This window comes from Halioxenophilus sp. WMMB6, from assembly GCF_033283405.1.
In the GTDB taxonomy this organism is placed as follows: Bacteria; Pseudomonadota; Gammaproteobacteria; order Pseudomonadales; family Cellvibrionaceae; genus Halioxenophilus.
In genome coordinates this window covers 846,323-868,179 of record NZ_JAWMQR010000001.1, presented here as the reverse complement: position 1 = coordinate 868,179, position 21,857 = coordinate 846,323, and the positions used below count along the sequence as shown (strand labels likewise).

The following is a 21,857-nucleotide window of genomic DNA, read 5'->3' as shown; positions in this document are numbered from 1 at the left end:
GAACTACCGCAATTCCATTTTGATACCAATGCGCGCCAGGTAATCCCGCTCTTGTAGCAGTGAGCGTTGAGTGAGGGGGTTGGCACCAAGCCATCCCTCGCCAAACTCCAGACGAACGCTATCGCCGTCACGGACAATGTGTGGTTGGCTGTCGAGATTATCCCGTTTGCGGTTGAAGACCACAGCCAGTCGCAGGCAGAGGGTCATGATCAGAATGGTGTCGCGGTGATTGGGGTTGAGGGATTCCAGAATCTGCGTGTTGATTTTACGACGGTGCAAGCCAACCAGCGTGGCCAGCAAAAATTGCTCGTATTGATTGAAGCCGGCCAAGTCACAATTTTCGAGAATATATTTGCCGTGGTGGTGATATCCGGAGTGGGAGAGCGCCAAACCGACCTCGTGCAGTAAGGCTGCCCACCCCAAAATTTTATGGGGGTTGATGCCGTCAACATCGGCCAGGTTTAATTGATCCATCAGTGCCAGCGCAGTGATTTTTACCCGCTTTGCCTGAGCGCGATCAATCCGGTACTTGCGTTGCTGTTTCTCTACCGTCTCGTCACGAATATCGTAATGCTTGAGGCGGCCCACGGTTTCGTGAATAACGCCTTCTTTTAATGCCGCGTTGGAGACGTGCAGTTCGCTGATATTCAGCTGGTCGAATACGGCCTTTAATATGGCGATACCACCGGCCAAGACATGACGTCGGGCTTTAGGGATATCGTCAAAGCGTATCCTGCCGTCATTGACCACCTGGGCATAGAGCCAATGAATGCCATCGCGGGTGATTACGCCGGTTGGAGTTTTCTCTGGCATCAGGTCGGCCACGGATTTCATGGTGCCCGAGGTGCCGTAGGTGATATCCCAACCCTCATTGCAGTAGATGCGTCGGATTGCCTCCAGCTCTTCACAGGCGGCTAAATAGGCATTGCTCATGGTGCCGGCGTCGATGATCAGTTCACCATTTTCATTGCTTAAATATTGATCGGTAAAGGTGACACAACCCATGGTCTGGCTTTCGAGGAGGAGAGGGCGATAGCCCTGGCCGATAATAAACTCTGTGCTGGCGCCACCGATATCGACCACTAATCGTTTGCGGTGGTCGTGAGAGATGGATTGGGCAACACCGATGTAGACCAGCCGCGCCTCTTCGAAACCGGATACCAACTGGATTGGAATACCCAGGGTCTGCTCGGCACTGCGTAAAAAAGCTGGGGCGTTAGTGGCGGCACGCAGAGCTTTGGTGCCAATGGCTTTCACTTGTGTACGGGGAATTTCCTGGATGCGCTCTTTGAAACAGGCCAGGCAGGTGAGTGCTCTATCAATTGCCTCTTCGGTCAATGTGCCATTCTTTAACCCGCGGGCAATTTGCACCATGTCCTTGACCCGATCGATAACCTCTATGCTGCCTTGATTCTCCCTAACGATGAGCATGTGAAAGCTGTTTGATCCAAGGTCTATGGCGACGTAATAGTGGGAGTGATCTTGAGGGCTTATAGAATCAGTGTTCACAGCGTCATCCATTCATAATTTGTGTGCATTATAACAACGTGTCGGCAATGCGCCCATGGATAGTGGTCAAAGATACGGATAAGGGGGATGAGCTGCGGGTGGCTATGCTTCATTTGGGTGCGCGTTATGGTCGCTTTGCTGTATCTACAGGGATTTGAAGTTGCCTTGGTCTTGCTCGATACAAAATTCTTTCGGTAGTTATGGATAACAGTTAAATGGCCAAGGAATAGGTGTCAGGGGCTGATGCCTGACTATCCTGCCATACCTGAATATCCATTATCGATTGAGAGAAATAATCTCCATTTTTGTTCACGACAAGCTCGGTTAGGCCCTCTTTTGGGCGGTAATGCATTGAGTAGAGAATTTTGTTGCGATAATTATAATTTTGGTATTTTTTATGCTGGGGCTAAGCATCAAGTTAAATGGCTAGTTTTGCAGTAGCTGCATTGTTGTAAGTTGCTGTGACCTTTGATGCATGATCCCGGGTCTACGTCACAAAGAGTAAAATAAGATCGCTAAGTAATGAGGGGATAATCATGCGCTTCGGTACACAACAAAAACTATCGATTCCCAAGCCAGAAGATTGCCTGCCTGGGCGGCAAGAAAAAATGCCGATACCAGAAGCACATGAAGTGTTGGGAACACCACTGAATGTTGATAGTGGACAGTTGCAGAAAATCTTTTTGGGCATGGGTTGTTTTTGGGGCGCCGAACGCCTGTTCTGGCGACTGCCTGGAGTATATTCAACCGCTGTTGGCTATGCTGGTGGGATTACGCCGAACCCAACTTACGAAGAGGTCTGCTCCGGCTTGACCGGACACACCGAGGTTGTACAAGTGGTCTTTGATTCGAATGCTATAGCATTATCTGACCTGTTAACCAAGTTTTGGGAAGAGCACGATCCGACACAGGGATTCAGACAAGGCAACGACCTCGGCACACAGTATCGATCTGCAATTTATTGCACTAGCCAGGAGCAGGAAGCAGAGTGTCATGCTTCTCTGCAAAAATATCAGGAAGCCTTGGTAAAGGCAGGCAAAAGTGAAATTACCTCCGAGGTAAAATTGATTGATAACTTCTATTTTGCTGAGCCGTATCATCAGCAATACCTGGCTAAAAATCCGAACGGATATTGTGGATTAGCTGGAACAGGTATTAAGTGCATACCGTAAAATGGTCTGCAAAAAGCAAAAGAGTAGCAACAGAGTTTAATCAAAAAAATTCATAGAATTTACAATATTGCTGAGTTAGGCTAGTTTTTTTATTTTACGTCCTATCTCGAATGCCGGTGAGCAGCGTATCTACCCGAGAGCAGAATTACGACGACTCACAAGGACCAATTGCTAGATACGCTTAGTCATAAAGAGTGATATCGAGTAATAAAATAAAGAGTGGTAAGTAGATACACTCTCTTTTGTTGGGTTGGATGTGGATATATAAGCAACTGTTGCGCCGTCGAATGGCGCGTGGTGCCACACTTAACCGTACTTGCCAGGTACAGCCGCTATTAATCGGGATGCTATTTATTGAGTGCTGGGCTTTTGTTAAAAATTCACAATGGTCGGTCAAGCAGAATATTTATCTGAAAAAGACATTTGTATTGGAAAGTATTTTGGGGAAAGTCTCGTTATATTGGCCGAATTATGGATAGCCCGGTCAATCGAGCCAACGAAAAGAGTTCGTTGGGTAGCTTAGGGTGAAATGGGATGTTTGGTCCGAGCGGCTCAAAGAAGCTTGCTTCTTTGTTTTGTTGTTTAAAGAGTCGGTAAAAGTAAAGAGAGTGTTATGGCTAGTTTGATTTCCGGAACTGTCAAGTGGTTCAATGACGAAAAAGGGTATGGCTTTATCGCCCAGGAAGGTGGCAAGGACGTGTTTGTGCACTTCAGTGCTATCAATGGCGAAGGTCGCAGAACCTTGGTAGAGGGTCAGCAAGTTACCATGGAAGTTATCCAGGGGCAAAAGGGTCCTCAAGCGGAAAACGTTACACCGCTATAAGAAACCCAATATCGCATTATCTGCGGTAAAAGCGGGCTCGAAGTTCGGGTCCGCTTGAGGTCAAACATTGCCATTTACCAGGTAGATTCCGCTGTACCTGCTAAAAATATATGCGCTCGTGGGGCGACTATGTGGCAGGGTTGTTGGTCAATTTTATGGGTGTTGTGGGTTGTTTGGGCTGCTGTAGGTTTTGTTCGACGGATCATTTTGATTTTGAGCCGGCTTAGCCTTTTGTAGCTTAGTCATCTTCGCTATGGCAGTGGCCAAAATTCTCTGATTTAATCCTTTGCTCTATAGAGGTTGCTGCGTAGCCTTGGCGCCTGTTGATTGTAAGGATTGACATTTTTTCTCACGATTGAATTTCTTCGTGAGCTCTCTAGCGTCCGCTGTACCCAGTATGCGGTGCGCTCTTTGTTATGCAGCTATCAACTTTACCCGTATGGTGCAGCTTATTTTAGCGGTAGCGAGTACGCGTTTAATTGGCGTGGCGCCAGTGTTTGGTAGGGTGTTCGGGCGATAGGCTGCTTGTTGGTTGAATTCTGGCTTTAGGCCTGTTTTCCATTATTTGACCGATTTATAGTTTCTTCCTATTTTTGGTTTTTTGGCTTTTTTGTTCTGTGGTCCTTCTCTATGCAGGCGCAATGAAAGAGTGCCACTCATCGCGCGAGTAAGCTGGTCTATAGAGTTGTCAGTATCGCAGCGCTACTTGTCGGTAGGGTTTTGCTGTTTGCGCAGGAGTTTGTGTGCTTCGTTCTCTCTGCTCTATTCTGTTGTTGAGTTTATCCCCTGGCGCGGTTGCTGTTGATGAGTCGAGCGGTAGATTAAAAACTCAGGGTTGCTCTTGAATCGCTCTTTTATAGACTGCATGTTCGTCAAGTCAATTATCCCCCGCTCGCAATGCTACGCCATGGCCTCTTACTGAAGCGTGGTGTTGGTCTTTGTGTTGTGAAGCTACCTGCAGTTTTCTAGTTAAATAACGTTACCAAAATGCAATCACTATTAGCACGGTTGCGCCGGTGAGAATTAATAGTGTTAATTTCTCTTTGTGGCTCAAGTGGGTGGTGGATTGGCTGGAAACTGCCGCCAATTGATTGCTGGAAGCGGGCATAAGTCGGAAAATATGTTGCAGTAGTAAAATTATAATTGTGGTGGTAATAAACAGTAGGCCAGCGACGATGGTGAAATGGAGAGTGACAAATCCCATCTGAGCCAGCAAAAATATGGAAGCTGAAAGAATATGGCCACTTATCAAACCGCAAAGCGCGGCTTGCGACCCAACCTTTTTACTGATGAAGCCGACGGCAAACACAGCCACCAGTGGTGGTGTTACATACGCAAAAGTTTGCTGCAGATAGGCAAATAAGCCAGGGAAGCTGTCGATGAGTGGCGCCCAGGCGGCGGCAATCATCATCAGTATCAGGGTGCAGCCGCGGCCCAGTTGCGCCAATTTTTTGGTATTGAGTGTTGGGTGGCGGGGTTGAACAAAATCGACAATGAATAGCGTTGAGGCGGAATTCAGTGTGGAATCGACACTGGACATGATCGCAGCCATTAATCCCGCCAGCATTAAACCCGCAATACCTGCCGGTGCATATTCGGCGATCAATCGCGGAAACACGGTATCGCCCCGCTCCAGATCGGGTAAAAGGACTGTAGCCATAGCACCCGGCATTACCATTAAAAACAGTGGTAATAGCTTAAGGGTGGCAGCAATCATAGAGCCGCGCGCGGCCGCGTGTAGATCTCTCGCCCCTAACAAGCGTTGAGCCACGTATTGGTTCATAGTCCAGTAATAGAAGCCGAGAATGGGTAAGCCAATCAGTGTGCCTAACCAGGGGAGGGCGGTGTCATCCAGAGGTCGTATAAGAGATAGGTGATCAGGCGCAACCGCCTGTGATACAGCCGCCCAGCTAAAATTAAATTCACCAAATACGATAATCGCGAGAGTTAACGAACCGATTAGTAGTACCAAGGCTTGCAAGACATCGGTATAAACCACAGCTCGTAAGCCGCCAGCCGCAGTGTAGAGCCCGGCAAAAATAGCCATAATTGCGCAGGTGGGAGCGAGGGATAGCTCTGGAAAAAATATTAGTAAGACCACAGCGCCAGCATAGAGGCTACCGGCGGTATCGAGCACAATACTGAGAAATAACGACGTTGCCGACAGATATTTTCTCAGGCGCGGGTCGAACCGCCGCTCCAACAGTTCGGGGATGGTGGTAATTTTCTGCTTAATAAATACCGGTGCAATAAAGACGGTGGTGAATAGCAGTACTAGTGCCGCCATCCACTCGTAATTGGCAACGGCAATACCACTCTCCCAGGCTGCACCTGGTAGTCCAATTAACGTTGTTGATGAGATATTGGAAGCAAACAGACTCAGCCCAATTGCCATGGGCCCTAAAGAACGGCCTGCAAGGAATAGTTCGTCGGTGTCCGGGGTGCGTTTGGTGAGTTTTATTCCTAGTCCAGCTACGACAATCAGGTAAACCAATATAATGCCATAGTCCAACGTGGTGAGCGTTGGCATGTCCACTCCTTGCTGTTTTTCTACTTTTTCTGTTATTAGCGTGTGCCGCTAAATTTGTTGTGCGTGGCTGAAATTAAGCGTTATTTCAGTTGCAAATTGATGGCGAAGTACAAGCTTCAGCGTTATACCCTACAGAGGTTGGGCACTAGGTTCAAGTTGGATTACAGCAGGGCGGCTTGATGCCGCGGACGTTGACTGGCTTTGCAAGCGGTGCAAATTGCGGGAGAGCGACTTTGGTGAGCTGCTGATTGGCCCTCTGTTATTCAATGTAATTAGCTAATCTGTTTCGATGGTGTCGGGATGCAGGCTGCACCACTGGCTCCATGAACCTGGGTAGAGTAGGGGCATTTCACCATCGGCAATGAATTTAGAAAATACATTCACGCACGCGGTTACACCGGAACCACAGTAGTGAACCTGCGTGGCGTTACCGGCCTCTTGCCAGCGCTGCTGATGGAACTCTTTGGGTTTGAAATAGCCCTGCTCATCAATAACCTCCTGCCAGGGCTTATTGATAGCGCCTGGTATGTGGCCTGGGATAGGGTCAATGGGCTCTAATTCGCCTTTGTAGCGGGCGTTGTCTCGGGCGTCGATAAGGCAATAATCGGGGGATTGATAGCTGGTAAACAGCTGTTCGTCTTCAATAAAAGGCAGTAGCCAGTTGCTCGGGGCTTTTATTTTACCTGTGGCTGGATTGGGTGCTCGGCGATCAATGGCAAAGCCCGCTTCACTCCATTTGGTAAAACCGCCATTTAACACCGCGACACTATCGTGCCCCAGCGCTTTAATTAACCACCATGCGCGAGCGGCATAACAACCGCCACTACTATCGTAAGCAACGACCTGGCTCGAGGGCTGTACGCCACAAGTTCGCATTTTCTCGACGAAAGAGGCTAATTCTGGCAGTGGATGGCGGCCACTGGTAGGGGTAACTGGGGCGGAGAGATCTTGGTTTAAGCCGATGTAATAAGCACCCGGCAGGTGTCCAGCTTGATAGGTCTGCCGACCCTTTTCCGAATCCGATAAATCAAAACGGCAATCCAATATGATGGTGTCTCGGCCAATGCTCTGGTTGAGTTCTTCAGGGGAAATCAGTGTGGTGTACATTCGATAACGTCTGAAAAGGGCTTATTAAGGTGTTTTATATCCAATACAACTGCAGGTGCAGTGAAAAAGACTAGGCCGCGGTTGCTTCAAAGCAATACTAATCGCCTTGTAGCCGAAAGGGAATGATTTCCTCCAAGCGGTAGGCTAGGGCGAGTATATGGGCGATTGTCCGGTATAACTCCCCGGGAATTTCATCATTGAGCTCCAACTGGCAGAGGAATTCCACCAGCAGTGGATTTTCAAATAGGGGAATCTCGTGCTCTTCGGCCAGCTCAATAATTTGTTCGGCAATCTCTTCGGTGCCTTTAGCTGTAAGCCGGGGAGCGCCGCTACCGGTGTAAGTCAGTGCCGCGGCTTTCGGTTGATTAGTACGATTTGTGTGATCGTTGGCCATCTTTCTAAACCCGAGTGTTAATAATGCTCTGCCGTATTCCGTTAGCCGCATTTTTAGGTGGTGAGCCGAGCACACAGTCTCCGTACTCCAGCTCGATGCCATCCTCTTTCAGCGCCTGCTGTAGATTCAGCAGTTCATTGGTAATGGCTTTCTGTAATTCGCTATGACTCGCCCAAAACTGGAGGCGGCAGCTCTGTTTGCTAAGGGTGCCGCGGGTGGTGAATTGGCAACCCTGAGGTAGTTCAAGCGTGAAGTCAAAATGCCAAAGTGTACTGTTACTTCCCGATTGAGCTGAGTTTATCCCCGTGTCACGTCGGCTGATTTCAAGTCGCAGGGGAGTGGCCATGTTGGCCCAGACAAAAGGAATTTCGGTCTGCAGTAAAAGCTGTTGAGCGGGTTGGTTGTCTGATTCGTGTGGCTGCTGGGTAAGTGTTCTGATTTGATTGGCCTGAATGCCAATCAGTGCCCTGCGCAGCAGATCCAGAGTCTTCTCTTTAATGTTGTCCGCCGCCGGTGTGTTGCGGCCAGTACTCTGGCGGTTCTGGTGTAAACCCAATAATCGCAACAGCGAGGCGAGGGCATTTGGCTCGCTGTGCATCTGGTTGGTGGGCCTGGTTGTCGACGATGTTGGTATTAACGGTGTAGTTAATGGCGGAGTGGTTGATGGTGTAGTGGCGATCGACGGTGCGTTCTGCCACTGCTTGAGCGCCTCGATTAGCAACCCTTTTGTATCCTGTTTGTTCCCCTCCACACCGGAGTGTGTTCGCGCCTCTAAGAATTGGCCGCTATTGGCGATAAGCTCTTTAACTTTTTCCGGTGTTAACGGTGTTTCAGGATGGATGCCGACCTGGGCTAAAGCGCTTAGCAGCGGTTTTACGGCTGGCGGTATATGCAACTCATTTGCTATCGACGGTGTTATTAATTTGGCCAACCGCTGAACAACCGCGGTGTAATCGGAATCTGACTCAGCCACAGCCAATTGTTGTTGAATGATCGGTTGGAGTGTGGCTTTTTGGTCGAGCTTCAGTAGATTGGGGTCTTCGGGCACGGTTCGAATCGCCAACTGAGTGCCTGTGGCAATAGACTTGGTAGTGAGGACAGTAATCTCTTGCGGTAAATCTTTGTTGGAATCGAGCTTTAATGTGAGCAGCCAGGTTTTGGGCGAGGGCGCCTCTTCCACGGTATCGGTTGGCAGCAGCAGTTGGTAGGGGGTGTGGCCGGTGTGGGGGTTGGCAACTTTGGCCTGCGCTGGTGGAGTTGGAGACAATAGTTCTGTGGGGATGGTAGGGGTTTCTCCCGCCGCCGGCACGGCTGTATTGGTCTGAGTGGTTGTGGCGGCTGGGGTGGTAAGCTGCACTGTTGCCACGACTTTTGCCCAGATCAGGATGGCGGGCGAGATAGCCGGTGGTAGATTGCTGGCCGAGCTGGTGGCTGGTAACGGCTTGTTCCCGAGGCCGAGCAGTGCGGTTGTGTTCTCTTCCGGGCCTATTTTCATCGTATTAGTGTATGTATGCTGGGCAAATTATCGTCGCCTCTGTGACTTAACAACCAAGTTTAGCTGAGTATAATCGCGGTTCCCGATAATTTTTGTTGCTAGCCCCTTTAATAATAGAAGGGTGACAACATTTGGAGCCTGGCTTGGTAATAAACCTGGAACTGGTCAACCTGGAGTGTGAACGGGAGGACCGTATTCTATTCACCGGGCTCAGCCAACGGCTGTCAGGTGGGGATGTGGTACAAATTGAGGGCCCCAACGGCTCCGGCAAAACCACTCTGCTGCGGGTGCTTACCACTCTCTCTAACGACTATAGCGGCGAAATTCACTGGTGTGGCCAACCGTTGCAGCGCGTGAAATACGATTATCTACAGCAGCTGCTCTATATTGGCCATCTGCCGGGTGTGAAAAAAAACCTCTCTCCCCTCGAAAATCTGCGCTGGTATGCCTCAGTTCGAGGTGGCCAGGCGCAGTCGACGCTGGAAACGGCTCTGGCAGCAGTCGGGCTGCTAGGCTTTGAGGATGTTCCCTGCTTTCAGTTATCCGCCGGCCAACAGCGCCGGGCGGCGCTTGCCCGTCTTTATTTGAACCCACCTCCACTCTGGATTCTCGATGAGCCATTTACCGCCATCGACAAACGCGGTGTGTCGGCGTTGGAGGATCTTATTAGCCAGCATGCTGAGCGGGGCGGCCTAACAGTGCTGACCACCCACCAGGATATGAAACTCGCTAACTTGGTGCGCGTTAACCTTACCCAATACCGGCCGGGAGCTCGCCATGAGTGATCGTGAAAACGCCTCCGCTCCGGCGCTATTAGGCCTCTTTGGTGCGACGCTACGGCGGGACCTGTTGCTTGCCTACCGCTCCCGTGGCGAGTTGTTCAACCCGCTTATCTTCTTCCTGATTGTCATCACCATGGTGCCATTGGGCATTACGCCCGACCCAGTACAGCTGGCCAGGTTGGCGCCGGGCATGATTTGGGTGGTTGCATTGTTGGCGACACTGCTCTCCCTGGACTCCCTTTTTCGCAGTGATTTTGACGATGGCACGTTGGAGCAGTATTTGATCACGCCCCAGCCCCTCTATTTATTGGTGTTGGCCAAGGTTCTGGTGCATTGGTTGGTGACGGGAGTCCCGCTCACGCTGCTGGCGCCACTGCTTGGGGTGATGTTGTCTCTGCCTGCGTCGGGTTTCAGCCCATTGATTCTGTCGCTGCTGGTCGGTACCGCCACTCTGTCGTTGGTGGGGGCTATTGGCGCCGCTTTGACCGTCGGTCTGCGGCGGGGAGGTTTACTGTTGTCATTGATCATCATGCCCCTGTATGCTCCCGTGCTAATTTTTGGCGCTAGTGCGGTGGCGAGTGCGGCGGATGCCATGCCCTATGTGAGCCAGTTAGCAGTTTTGGGTGCCATGTTGGCGGTGGCGATCGTTTCTGCGCCATTTGCCGCTGCGGGTGCTTTACGTGTGAGTGCCAATGGCTAGGCTGTTAGAATTTGTGCGCTGCTGTGCTGTCTTAGTCGGGCTCTTGGGCTCAATACATATAAAAAACTGCTTATATATAGAAGGTTTTCATCCATGGCCTGGACTTGGTTTCATCAACTTGGCTCTCCCAAATGGTTCTATCAGAAAACAGAGGCCTGGTTGCCTTGGCTGGCAGTAGCCACTCTGGTTTTGATTACTTGGGGCAGTATATGGGGGCTGGCCTTTGCACCCATGGATGCCAAGCAGGGCAATAGCTACCGAATTATCTATATTCACGTGCCAGCAGCGTTTCTCTCCCTGGCGGGCTACTACGTGATGGCAATCAGCGGTGCTATCGGCTTAATTTGGAAGATGAAAGTCGCCTCGCTGGTGATGCGTTCGGCGGCTTCTATTGGTGCTATTTTGACCTTTGTTTCTCTTTTTACTGGCGCCGTTTGGGGTAAACCGACCTGGGGTACCTGGTGGGTGTGGGACGCAAGAATCACCTCCATGCTGATTCTGTTCTTTCTCTATTTGGGGGTTATCGCGTTACAAAATGCCTTCGAACGAGAGGAAGCGGCTAATAAAGCGAGCGCAATATTGGCCCTGGTTGGTACGGTTAACATCCCCATCATCTATAAATCTGTCGATTGGTGGTACACCTTGCACCAGCCTGCCACCATTAAATTTGTCGGTAAAAGCACTATCGACCCTTCCATGATGTACCCACTGCTGGTGATGGTTATTGGCTTTTATTGCCTCTATGCCCTGGTTTTGATTCTGCGCACCCGCAGTGAAATATTGGTGCGCGAGCGTAAATCGCGCTGGGTGCAAGAACTGGCGACGCAATAGCCCACCTTTAGACGATACCTATGTTATGAATTTGAATTTTCAATTTGATAGCGTGTCTGACTTTTTTACGATGTCAGGCCATGGCCCCTATGTTTGGGTCTGTTATCTGGTTACTTATTTCGCAATCGGTTACCTAATGGTGGCGCCAATAGTTGCAAATAGACGGCTTTTGGCCAGATTAAAACGCCAGCAGAGGCTGGAGCAGGCAGAGCAGCACTACCCGCTGCAATCGGAAAATCACTCTTGATTTGCCATGCGGTAACAGCGCCAATGCAGCCACAAGCCGAAATACCTCCTATTGAGACAGTAAAACAGCTATGCACGCAGTAAGAAAACAGCGACTTTTCCTCGTTCTATTTATCGTAATCTTCGCCTCCGCGGCAGTAGGGCTGCTGGTCTTCGCCCTGAGAGAGAATATCAATCTGTTTTATCCACCCTCGAAAATTGTGGCCGGAGAAGCGCCAATCGATAAACACATTCGCGCCGGTGGCTGTGTATTACCGGGTACGGTAAAACGTTCAACCACCGATTTAGGAGTCTCTTTTTTAATCACTGACGGCGCAGCCAACGTCGAGGTGCACTACAGCGGAATCCTGCCTGATCTTTTTGCTGAGGGTGAGGCGGCGGTGGTGACCGGCTCTGTAAACGGTGATGGTATCTTCATGGCGACCCAGGTTCTGGCCAAACACGATGAAAACTACACCCCACCCGAAGTGGCCGACATGGCCGGCGATGGGGTAGAGCACCAGGCGATATGTGAGGTAATGCCTTATGATTCCTGAGTTGGGCCATTTCACACTCATTCTGGCGTTGGTGTTGGCTGCCATTCTGGCAATCGTGCCTTTGGCCGGCAGTTTTACTGGGCAAAACCAATTAATGGCGGCCTCCCGCTCCCTGGCGAGCGGCTTGTTTATCTTCATTTCACTGGCATTTGCCTGCTTAACCATCGCCTTTGTGCAGGATGATTTCTCGGTAGCCTACGTGGCGCACAACTCCAACAGCTTGCTGCCCATCTACTATAAAGCTTGTGCTGTTTGGGGGGGGCATGAAGGCTCTCTGTTGCTGTGGGTTTGGATGCTCTCTGCCTGGACATTTGCCATCAGCCTGTTTAGCCGCAATCTGCCTTTGGAAATGCTCTCGCGAGTGCTGTCGGTGATGGGTATGATTGCCATCGGCTTCCTGCTGTTTATGCTGCTCACCTCCAACCCCTTTGATCGCCTACTCCCCGACCACCCCAGTGAGGGCAGGGACCTCAACCCTCTGCTGCAAGATCCCGGGTTTATTTTCCATCCGCCTATGCTCTATATGGGCTATGTCGGCTTTTCGGTGGCCTTTGCCTTTGCTATTGCGGCTCTCATCGGTGGTCGACTCGATAGTGCCTGGGCGCGTTGGTCCCGTCCCTGGAGTACCATCGCCTGGGCTTTCCTGACACTCGGTATCGCTCTCGGCAGCTGGTGGGCCTACTACGAGTTGGGCTGGGGCGGCTGGTGGTTTTGGGATCCGGTGGAGAACGCCTCGTTTATGCCTTGGTTAGTGGGCACAGCGCTTATCCACTCCCTGGCGGTTACCGAAAAACGCGGCGTGTTTAAAAGCTGGACTATTCTGCTGGCGATATTGGCTTTCTCATTGAGCCTGTTGGGTACCTTCCTGGTGCGCTCGGGGGTTATCACCTCTGTGCACGCCTTCGCCACGGATCCAACCCGTGGCTATTTCATCCTGGGCTTTCTTTCCGTGGTTATTGGTGGCTCGCTGGCGCTTTACGCCTTTCGTGCGCCACAGGTCAAGGCGGCAGCCAGCTTCAACTGGCTATCCCGGGAGACCCTGCTGCTGATCAATAACATTCTTTTTGTGGTGATCGCCTTTATGGTGTTGATGGGTACCCTCTATCCCATTGTGGTTGATCTCCTCGATTTGGGGCGGGTTTCGGTTGGCCCTCCCTATTTCAACCTCTTCTTTATTCCCTTGATCTGCGTTGTCTGTGTGGCACTGGGGTTGGGACCAATCGCAATCTGGAAGAAGTCACAGCTTAAGTACATGGGTGCACTGCTGTTGCGACCATTGGTAATTAGTGTGCTGCTGGGTGCGGTATTCCCTATCTTCTATGGCGATCACTACTCCCTGGCCGCGGCGGCGGCCGTCGCAGTGGGCAGCTGGGTAGTGTTGTCGACATTGGCCGACTTCATTCACAAAAGTCGCAATGCCAGCAGTTGGAGCGCTGGGTTACGCAAGTTGAGCCTCAGTTATTACGGTATGGTCATTGCTCATATCGGCATTGGAATCAGTGTGTTGGGTATCACCCTTAATCCAATCTACAGCGACCAGAAAGACCTGCGTATGACACCCGGCGTAGCAGTAGAGGTGGGTGGTAAACAGTATCTGTTTAATGGCGTTAAACAGGTGAGGGGGCCTAACTACCTGGCCCAGCAAGGCAACATATCGGTTTTTGATGGCGATAAGCAGATTGCTGAGTTACAGCCGGAAAAACGCAACTACCTGTCCGGTGGTAATACCATGACCGAAGCGGCCATTAATACCACCCTGTTTAGAGATCTCTATGTGGCCTTGGGTGAACCCCTGGAGCAGGGCTCCTGGGCCGTGCGGGTTCATTACAAACCGTTCGTGCTCTGGATATGGCTGGGGGCGGTGTTTATGGCGATAGGTGGTTTTCTGGCGGTTGCGGATAAACGCTATCGCGCGGTTAAGCTGAAGCGCGAGGCCAGGCAAAGCGCAGCGTCTGAAGCGCTGTCTGCTGCCGCTGTTTCCGAAAATCTTGCGCAATAATTCATACAAAAGGATCGAGTTGTGAAGCGGTGGCAATTGTTTCTGCCTTTGGGTATTTTTCTGGCGTTGGCGCTGTTGTTGGGCAAGGGGCTCTTATTGGACCCAACTGAAATGCCCAGCGCGCTGATTGATAAGGCTGTGCCAGAGTTTACTCTTCCCACTTTAAGTGACAGCACGAAGCAGGTGACTGCCCAGCAATTGATTGGTAAACCCTATCTGCTCAACGTTTGGGCGACCTGGTGTATCTCCTGTCGGGTCGAGCATCCGTTCCTGGTTAAGCTCTCCGAACAGGGGGTAAAGGTTATAGGTATTAACTATAAAGATGACACCAATGAGGCGAAGGTTTGGCTTAATCGCCTGGGGAACCCTTACACAATGAATATCGTCGATCAGGATGGTCGCTTAGGTATAGATTTAGGAGTTTTCGGTGCGCCGGAAACCTACTTTGTCGATAGCAACGGTGTAATCCGTTACAAGCACATCGGTGTGATCACTGAGGAGATTTGGCAGTCAAAATTGGCCGCTATCTTTTCTCAACTGTAAGTCTAATCACTACAAATACGCCAACGAACACAACTATAAAAAATGACCAGAATCTGCGTTTATTGCGGCTCGAGCATGGGCAAGAGTGCTGTCTATGCCAATATGGCAACCGAACTGGCCCGGCAGCTGGCAGCACGAGAGATAGAACTGGTATACGGTGGTGCCAGTGTTGGGACTATGGGCGCTCTCGCTGATGCCATGTTGAGTGCCGGTGGGCGGGTGATAGGGGTGATTCCCAATGCGATACTCGACCGAGAGATAGCACATGAAGGTCTCTCTGAACTAATCATCGTAAAAGATATGCACGAACGGAAAGCCACCATGGCCGACCTTGCTGACGCATTTATTGCGTTACCGGGCGGTTTGGGTACGCTGGAAGAGCTGTTTGAAATGTTGACCTGGCTGCAGTTGGGGATACACCAGAAACCCTGCGGCCTACTCAATGTGGGTGGCTTCTACGACCACTTGGAACAGTTTTTACACCACGCCAGGGATGAAGGGTTTGTTCGTTCAGAGAACATCCAGTCGCTACTGGTAGATACTGCTCCGGGAGCATTGGTTGACCGTTTATTGGCTGTTGCCAATGGTGACGCCTAGCTTCCGCCTTCCGCTTCCTCATTAGTAATGCTCCCCAAAATCGCTTGTTTATATTCCCCTCATGATATCCATGGCGGCTGCGCTGATATCTGGTGAGGCCGGGTTTGTTTTCCCCTCCCTTTCGACGTGGGTAGAAATAAAAAAGCCCCGCATTAAGCGAGGCTCTTAAATAGTGGCGGACCGGACGGGATTAACCATAAAACCCTATGGGGTTTTGTGGCCCTTTCAGGGCTTCGTCGCTACGCTCCTCGTTCCCAATGCGCCTGGGGTCGCATTGGGTCGAACCGCTGCGCGGGTTCATCGTCCCGTCCCGTTGGGCGTGGCTGGAAATAAAAAAGCTCCGCATTCAGCGAGGCTCTTAAATAGTGGCGGACCGGACGGGATTAACCATAAAACCCTATGGGGTTTTGTGGCCCTTTCAGGGCTTCGTCGCTACGCTCCTCGTTCCCAATGCTCCTGAGGTCGCATTGGGGCGCACCGCTGCGCGGGTTCATCGTCCCGTCCTTTGGGCTTGGCCGGAAATAAAAAAGCCCCGCATTCAGCGAGGCTCTTAAATAGTGGCGGACCGGACGGGACTAACCACAAAACCCTAGGGGGTTTTGTGGCCCTTTCAGGGCTTCGTCGCTACGCTCCTCGTTCCCAATGCTCCTGAGGTCGCATTGGGGCGCACCGCTGCGCGGGTTCATCGTCCCGTCCTTTGGGCTTGGCCGGAAATAAAAAAGCCCCGCATTCAGCGAGGCTCTTAAATAGTGGCGGACCGGACGGGACTCGAACCCGCGACCTCCGGCGTGACAGGCCGGCATTCTAACCAGCTGAACTACCGGTCCGCGAATGTCTTGACTGCTTCTGCACATCCCAACTGTTGGGGAAACCCTAAGTGGAAGTGGTGGGTGGTACAGGGGTCGAACCTGTGACCTACGGCTTGTAAGGCCGTCGCTCTCCCGACTGAGCTAACCACCCTGCGTCAAGAGCCGCGTATATTACTCATTAAAACTTCGGCGTCAACAAAAAATATTTAAAAATCATAAAACTAGATTGTCTGATGGGTTTCTCAGTTGCGGTCGCCTGTGCGCTAGCCAACGCCGGTATCCTTGCTATAATTCGCCTCTTTTGGCTGGCAGATAATGGCGCCCAAGGTGGTACATGGTGGCGCCACATTGCTTTATGAGATGGGGCAAATAATGGTAAACGCCGATAGAGCGGTGAAGGGGCGAGTGGGGTACACGGTGTTACTGAGTGTGCTGCTGCGCGGCTTGGTCTTGGGCCTGCTCTCCTGCGCGGCTTATGGAGTGGTCGACGTTTATGATTTCGATACTCCCGAGCAGGAGGCCAGATACGAACATCTGATCAATGTGCTGCGCTGCCCGAAGTGTCAGAACCAGAGCTTAAACGGCTCGGACTCACAAATTGCCAAAGACCTGCGCCGCGAACTGCACAGGATGATCCTGGAGGGGCAGAACGACGCACAAATTAAGGATTTTATGGTCTCTCGCTATGGCGATTACGTGCTCTATGAGCCCCGCCTTACGAATGTGACCGTCGCACTCTGGTTTGGCCCGGCGATCTTGTTGCTGATTGGCCTTATCGTTCTAATCATCATTGTTCGGCGGCGGGCAAAGCCTTCAACCAGCGCCGCCGCACCGCTTACTGAGGCGGAACAACAACGCTTGCAGAATATGCTTAGCGATTCTGAGCAGAAAGGAAATTAATTTTCATGGGAATACTGTGGGTGTCCCTGATTCTCCTGAGTCTATTGGCTATCGCTTTTGTGGCGTGGCCCTTACTCCGGCAGAAGCCACGTAACATTGATCGTGAATACAATCGTCAACAAGCCAACGTTATGCTCTATCAAGGGCATCTGGATGAGCTGGATGCCAGTCGCAGCCAGGGGGAACTCGACGAGTCCACCTATGAGCAGCTGAAAGCCGAACTCGGCCGCTCTCTGCTTGAAGACAATCAAAATGAGACTCCAGAGCAGGGTGCCAAGCGCCTGGGTAGTCCGGTGCTTTTAGCCTGTTTGCTACTGGTGCCCCTGGTAAGCTTCAGCTTTTATCTCTGGCATGGTGCCTACGACTCATTGGAGCTGCGCGACCTGTTACAGGAGCAGTCTGTGGCGGCCATGAAGTCCGGCTCGACCATCACCGGGCCAGAGGTTGAAGCCACCAAACAGGTTGTGGCTAAGCTGAAAAGGCTGCTTGAGAAGGATCCGGATAACCTCCAAAATCGCTATCTGTTGGCTCGTAACCTATTGAATTTACAGGACTTAAAAGGTGCGATTGGCGCCTATCAGGAGATCCTGTCGCGCAGTCCGAAAGAGCCTCAGATTCTGGCGGAGTTTGGCCAGGTGATCTTTATGGCCTCTGGCAGCCAAATGTTGCCTCAGGTGCAGCAACTAGCCGACAGCGCGCTGGCGCTCGATCCGCAAAATACCCTGGCACTGAGCCTGGCGGGTATTACCGCCTACGAGAAGAGAGATTACCCTCAGGCGCTAACGCACTGGACCAAAGCGGTCTCCCTGCTCGGTGCCAATAACCCCGATTCAGCCACTCTGCTGGCCGGGATTGCCAATATTGAAAAAATCGTTGGCCGGCCGGCGCGGGAAATTCTTGCCGAAGCCAACCCGTCCACGTCATCCGATGCCACTTCTCCTACCGCCGGTGAGGGCCTATCGGTCACCATCAACGTTGCTTTGGCAAATGGCATCGAGGTTGACCCTAATCTGGCAGTGTTTGTCTATGCGCGTGCCTGGCAGGGGCCCAAAATGCCGCTGGCGATACAACGAATGAAGGTTTCCGACCTGCCCACCCGTGTCACACTGACTGAATCCATGGCGATGATGGCAGGGATGTCGATTGCCACTGTGGATGCGGTGGAGCTGATTGCGCGGGTGAGTCTGGATGGTTCTCCCACCACTAAACCCGGTGACTGGCAGGCCAGTGTTGGCCCGGTAAGCAAAGACGCGTTTGACCAAGCCTACAATCTGACTATTGAGACCAAGGTCCAATAACCGATTGCCCGTTGGTCGAAGATAACAAAACAAAACCATAAGTCGGGCTGCGGCCAGACAATCAGAGTGAAATAGGACCGTATGCGGCTTAAGTGCATAAAGTTAGCGGGATTCAAATCGTTTGTAGACCCAACCACCGTTTATTTTCCCAGTAATCTGTGTGCGGTAGTGGGGCCAAATGGTTGTGGTAAATCCAATATTATTGATGCTGTGCGTTGGGTGATGGGGGAGTCGTCCGCCAAAAACTTGCGCGGTGAATCGATGACGGACGTTATTTTTAACGGTTCCGGTAGCCGTAAACCGATTGGCCAGGCCAGTATTGAGCTGGTGTTTGATAACAGTGATGGCACCATCGTTGGTGAATACGCCAGTTACAGCGAGATCTCGGTTAAGCGCAAGGTAACCCGCGATGGTCAGAACAACTACTACCTGAACGGCAACCGCTGTCGGCGCCGCGATATTACCGATATCTTCCTGGGTACCGGCCTTGGGCCGCGCAGTTACGCCATTATCGAACAGGGCATGATCTCCCGCCTGATCGAAGCCAAGCCGGAAGAGCTGCGTATCTACATCGAAGAGGCGGCCGGTATCTCCAAATACAAGGAGCGCCGCCGGGATACCGAAAACCGGATGCGCAGAACGCAGGAGAACCTCGAGCGCCTCACCGATATTCGTGAAGAGTTGGATCGCCAGCTCTCACGCCTGGAGCGACAGGCACAAGCCGCTGAAAAATACACTGAATTCAAGCAGCAGGAGCGCCAGCTGAAAGCCTGGTTGCAAGCCCTGCGCTATAAAGTGCTGGATGAACAGGCCAGCCTCAAGGCTGCGGAAATCACTGAGCTGGAACTGAAGGTCGAGAGCTTCGTCACCGAGCACGTCAGTACTGACACCCAAATCGAGCGCCTGCGCAATCAACACGCCGAGGCTGGCGAGACCTTTAACGAGGTGCAGGGCCGCTTCTACTCGCTGGGCAACGACATCGCCCGTATCGAGCAGAACATTCACCACTCCCAGGAGCGCACCCGCCAGCTGCAGGTCGACCTGGAGGCGGCTGAACGCGAATACAAAGAGTCCCAGGAGCTGTTACAGCTCGATAGCGAACGGGCAGAGACCATCGCCGCTGAGTTGTTGGAGGTGGAGCCTGAGCTGGAAATGCTGCAGGTGGCGGAGGAGGACTCCTCGGAGGGGCTGCTCGATGCCGAGGAGCGCATGCGTCAGTGGCAGACCCGTTGGGACGAGTTTAACCAGGCGGCAGCGGAGCCGCGCCACGCCGCTGAAGTTCAGCAGTCGCGCATTCAGCACCTGGAGCAGGTGCAGTCGCGCCTCAACCAGCGCATTGAGCGCCTGCGTGACGAAAAGAGCAATCTCACTGCCGGTGAAGGCGAAGATAATCTGGCCATTCTTAAAGAGCAGCAAGCGGAGCTGGAGATCACCGGTGAACAGCTGCGCGAACAGAGTGACAGCAGCAACGACTTGCTGCTAGCTAAGCAGCAGCGCATTGAAGAGCTGCGCAACCAGTTGGATGACGTGCGCAGCCGGCTGCAAACGCAGAAGGGGCGCTTGGCCTCACTGGAGGCGCTGCAGCAGGCCGCTTTGAGCGAGCAGAGCGATGTGGTCGAGGCCTGGCTCGATGAGCACCAACTCAAACAGCTGCCCAAGCTGGCTGAACAGATTCAGGTGCGCGACGGTTGGGATGTGGCCGTTGAGACGGTGCTTGGCAGTGATCTGCAAGCGATTGCCGTCGATCAGTTCGACCAGTTGGCACAGACCCTTACCGGCCTCAATCAGGGCAATCTGACGCTGCTGGATAGCAGTCGCCAGGTAAGCGCCAGTACCAGTGGAGCCAGTTTGGTGGAATTTGTCTCCGGTAGTTCAGCGGTCGCCTCGTTGCTGGCTGGTGTGCTCGTGGCTGAAGATGTCACCCAGGCGTTATCGCTGCGCGGCCAATTGCAGGCGCATGAATCGGTCATTACCCGCGATGGCCTGTGGTTTGGCCCGGGCTGGGTGCGTGCCCGCAAGGAACAAAATGCCGCCGCCGGTGTGCTTGCCCGTCAGCAGGAGCTGGAGCTGCTGACCGCCAAGCTGGAAGAGGACCAGGTGCAGGCTGAACAGTTGAGTGCCGAGCTGGAGTCGACCCTGGCGCAACAGAAAGATCTGCAGAACCAGCGCGAGGATATTCGCCGGCAATTAGATCAATACAACCGTCAGTTCAGTGAACTGAGTGCTCAGGTCTCCGCCCAACAGGTACAAATCGAACAGATTCTGGTGCGTCGCACCCGGGTGGAGCAAGAGATCAACGAAGCGTTGCAGCAGCAGTCCCAGGAAGCGAAAAACCTGACTGAAGCGCGGGCTATTTTGGGTGATGCCATTGAGGCGATGGAAGATGACTCGGGCAAGCGCGACGCGCTGCTGGCCGAGCGTGACGCCATTCGCCAAACGCTGGATAACGCCCGGGTTAAGGCCCGCGAAGACAAAGATCGGGCCCACCAACTGGCTATTCAATGCCAGTCGTTGAAGACACAGCTGGAGTCCATTCGTGCCTCGCTGGTGCGAACCGAACAGCAGCACGCCCGCGCCCAGGAGCGACGGGGGAATCTGCTGCAATCCCTGGAGCAGAACCAGGACCCGGCAGAAGACCAGAAATCCGAGCTCGAGGCGCTGTTGCAAAAACGGTTGAGTGTAGAGGGTGAACTCAACACTGCCCGCTCCGCTGTGCAGGCGGTGGAACACGGTTTGCGAGAGCTGGAACAGGGGCGCAGTAAGATAGAGCAGCAAACCAACGAGGTGCGCGCCGTGTTGGAGTCCGCCCGCTTGAGCGCCCGCGAGCTGCAAACCAAGCGGCAAAACACTCTGGATCTGCTACAGGAGGAGGATTTCCAACTGGCGGATGTCCTGGCCGAGCTGGACCCATCCGAGTCGGAACAGAGCCTCACCGGCAAAATCTCGGGTCTGGAAGATAAGATCAGTCGCCTCGGAGCTATCAACCTAGCGGCAATCGACGAGTTTAAAACCGAATCCGAGCGTAAGAACTACCTTGATCGCCAGGACGCCGACCTGCGCGATGCGCTGGATATGCTCGAAAACGCGATTCGTAAAATCGATCGCGAGACCAGAACCCGCTTTAAGGAGACCTTCGACCAGGTTAACTCCGGCCTACAGGAGCTCTTCCCCAAGGTCTTCGGCGGCGGCCACGCCTATCTGGAACTAACCGGAGAGGATCTACTCGATACCGGTATCGCCATCATGGCGCGGCCACCCGGCAAGCGAAACAGTACTATCCATCTGCTCTCCGGCGGGGAAAAAGCGCTCACGGCCATCGCACTGGTATTCTCCATCTTCCGCCTCAACCCGGCACCCTTCTGTATGCTGGACGAAGTTGACGCCCCCTTGGATGATGCCAACGTGGGTCGCTACGCCAGAATGGTGGAAGAGATGAGCGCGCATGTGCAGTTTATCTACATTACCCACAACAAGGGGGCGATGGAGATGGCGCAAAATCTTCTCGGGGTCACCATGCACGAGCCCGGCGTCTCGCGCCTGGTTACTGTGGATGTCGAGGAAGCGGCAGAACTGGCGGCCAGTTGAT

At 52.5% G+C, this 21,857-nt stretch carries 18 protein-coding genes and 2 tRNA genes; 13 read left to right on the top strand and 7 right to left on the bottom strand.

What is annotated here, in order from left to right; all coding sequences use genetic code 11:
* Positions 1-3 precede the first annotated feature (3 nt).
* Positions 4-1,431, bottom strand: a complete 1,428-nt coding sequence (locus tag SBL51_RS03695; protein WP_317929276.1) for an exopolyphosphatase — start codon at positions 1,429-1,431, stop codon at positions 4-6.
* A gap of 614 nt (positions 1,432-2,045) precedes the next feature.
* Here SBL51_RS03695 and msrA point away from each other — a divergent pair.
* On the top strand, positions 2,046-2,681 hold the full coding sequence (msrA, locus tag SBL51_RS03690) for a peptide-methionine (S)-S-oxide reductase MsrA (RefSeq protein ID WP_317929274.1): 636 nt from the start codon (positions 2,046-2,048) through the stop codon (positions 2,679-2,681).
* Positions 2,682-3,294: 613 nt separating this feature from the next.
* Positions 3,295-3,504, top strand: a complete 210-nt coding sequence (locus SBL51_RS03685) for a cold-shock protein (RefSeq protein ID WP_317929272.1) — start codon at positions 3,295-3,297, stop codon at positions 3,502-3,504.
* 979 nt (positions 3,505-4,483) lie between these two features.
* On the opposite strand, the gene SBL51_RS03680 is transcribed toward SBL51_RS03685, so the two are convergent.
* The 4 genes from SBL51_RS03680 to SBL51_RS03665 form a co-directional block, all read right to left on the bottom strand.
* Positions 4,484-6,034, bottom strand: coding sequence for a sodium:solute symporter family transporter (locus tag SBL51_RS03680; RefSeq protein ID WP_317929270.1), 1,551 nt, complete (start codon positions 6,032-6,034; stop codon positions 4,484-4,486).
* Between the two features lie 276 nt (positions 6,035-6,310).
* Positions 6,311-7,141, bottom strand: a complete 831-nt coding sequence (locus SBL51_RS03675; RefSeq protein ID WP_317929268.1) for a sulfurtransferase — start codon at positions 7,139-7,141, stop codon at positions 6,311-6,313.
* Positions 7,142-7,238: 97 nt separating this feature from the next.
* On the bottom strand, positions 7,239-7,535 hold the full coding sequence (locus SBL51_RS03670; RefSeq protein WP_317929266.1) for an EscU/YscU/HrcU family type III secretion system export apparatus switch protein: 297 nt from the start codon (positions 7,533-7,535) through the stop codon (positions 7,239-7,241).
* 4 nt (positions 7,536-7,539) lie between these two features.
* A complete protein-coding gene (locus SBL51_RS03665; protein WP_317929263.1) occupies positions 7,540-9,030 on the bottom strand; it encodes a hypothetical protein in 1,491 nt (496 codons plus the stop codon).
* A gap of 143 nt (positions 9,031-9,173) precedes the next feature.
* Between SBL51_RS03665 and ccmA the strand changes: the two genes are divergently transcribed.
* From ccmA to SBL51_RS03630, 8 genes are all read left to right on the top strand, one after another.
* Entirely contained in the window at positions 9,174-9,815 is a 642-nt protein-coding gene (ccmA, locus tag SBL51_RS03660) for a cytochrome c biogenesis heme-transporting ATPase CcmA (RefSeq protein ID WP_317929261.1), read from the top strand.
* Entirely contained in the window at positions 9,808-10,512 is a 705-nt protein-coding gene (gene ccmB / locus SBL51_RS03655; RefSeq protein WP_317929259.1) for a heme exporter protein CcmB, read from the top strand. The genes ccmA and ccmB overlap by 8 nt, the downstream gene beginning before the upstream one ends.
* A gap of 93 nt (positions 10,513-10,605) precedes the next feature.
* Complete coding sequence (locus SBL51_RS03650) at positions 10,606-11,343, top strand: heme ABC transporter permease (RefSeq protein WP_317929258.1); 738 nt, start codon at positions 10,606-10,608, stop codon at positions 11,341-11,343.
* Between the two features lie 25 nt (positions 11,344-11,368).
* Positions 11,369-11,590 (top strand): heme exporter protein CcmD, encoded by a 222-nt coding sequence (ccmD, locus tag SBL51_RS23245; protein ID WP_411860450.1) that lies wholly within the window; start codon positions 11,369-11,371, stop codon positions 11,588-11,590.
* Positions 11,591-11,660: 70 nt separating this feature from the next.
* Positions 11,661-12,125 (top strand): cytochrome c maturation protein CcmE, encoded by a 465-nt coding sequence (gene ccmE / locus SBL51_RS03645; protein ID WP_317929257.1) that lies wholly within the window; start codon positions 11,661-11,663, stop codon positions 12,123-12,125.
* Complete coding sequence (locus SBL51_RS03640) at positions 12,115-14,124, top strand: heme lyase CcmF/NrfE family subunit (RefSeq protein WP_317929254.1); 2,010 nt, start codon at positions 12,115-12,117, stop codon at positions 14,122-14,124. The genes ccmE and SBL51_RS03640 overlap by 11 nt, the downstream gene beginning before the upstream one ends.
* A 21-nt stretch (positions 14,125-14,145) precedes the next feature.
* Complete coding sequence (locus SBL51_RS03635) at positions 14,146-14,667, top strand: DsbE family thiol:disulfide interchange protein (RefSeq protein WP_317929253.1); 522 nt, start codon at positions 14,146-14,148, stop codon at positions 14,665-14,667.
* 75 nt (positions 14,668-14,742) lie between these two features.
* A complete protein-coding gene (locus SBL51_RS03630) occupies positions 14,743-15,264 on the top strand; it encodes a TIGR00730 family Rossman fold protein (protein ID WP_411860449.1) in 522 nt (173 codons plus the stop codon).
* Positions 15,265-16,014: 750 nt separating this feature from the next.
* Here SBL51_RS03630 and SBL51_RS03625 read toward each other — a convergent pair.
* A tRNA-Asp gene (locus SBL51_RS03625) sits at positions 16,015-16,091 on the bottom strand.
* A gap of 57 nt (positions 16,092-16,148) precedes the next feature.
* A tRNA-Val gene (locus SBL51_RS03620) sits at positions 16,149-16,224 on the bottom strand.
* A gap of 221 nt (positions 16,225-16,445) precedes the next feature.
* On the opposite strand from SBL51_RS03620, the gene SBL51_RS03615 reads away from it, so the two are divergent.
* The 3 genes from SBL51_RS03615 (at position 16,446) to smc (ending at position 21,856) form a co-directional block, all read left to right on the top strand.
* Positions 16,446-16,973 carry a cytochrome c-type biogenesis protein gene (locus SBL51_RS03615; protein WP_317929250.1) on the top strand — a complete coding sequence of 176 codons (528 nt, stop codon included), beginning with the start codon at positions 16,446-16,448 and terminating at the stop codon, positions 16,971-16,973.
* A 20-nt stretch (positions 16,974-16,993) separates the two neighbouring features.
* Complete coding sequence (gene ccmI / locus SBL51_RS03610; RefSeq protein WP_317929249.1) at positions 16,994-18,271, top strand: c-type cytochrome biogenesis protein CcmI; 1,278 nt, start codon at positions 16,994-16,996, stop codon at positions 18,269-18,271.
* Between the two features lie 81 nt (positions 18,272-18,352).
* Positions 18,353-21,856, top strand: coding sequence for a chromosome segregation protein SMC (gene smc / locus SBL51_RS03605; protein WP_317929247.1), 3,504 nt, complete (start codon positions 18,353-18,355; stop codon positions 21,854-21,856).
* The last annotated feature ends 1 nt before the right edge of the window (position 21,857 follow it).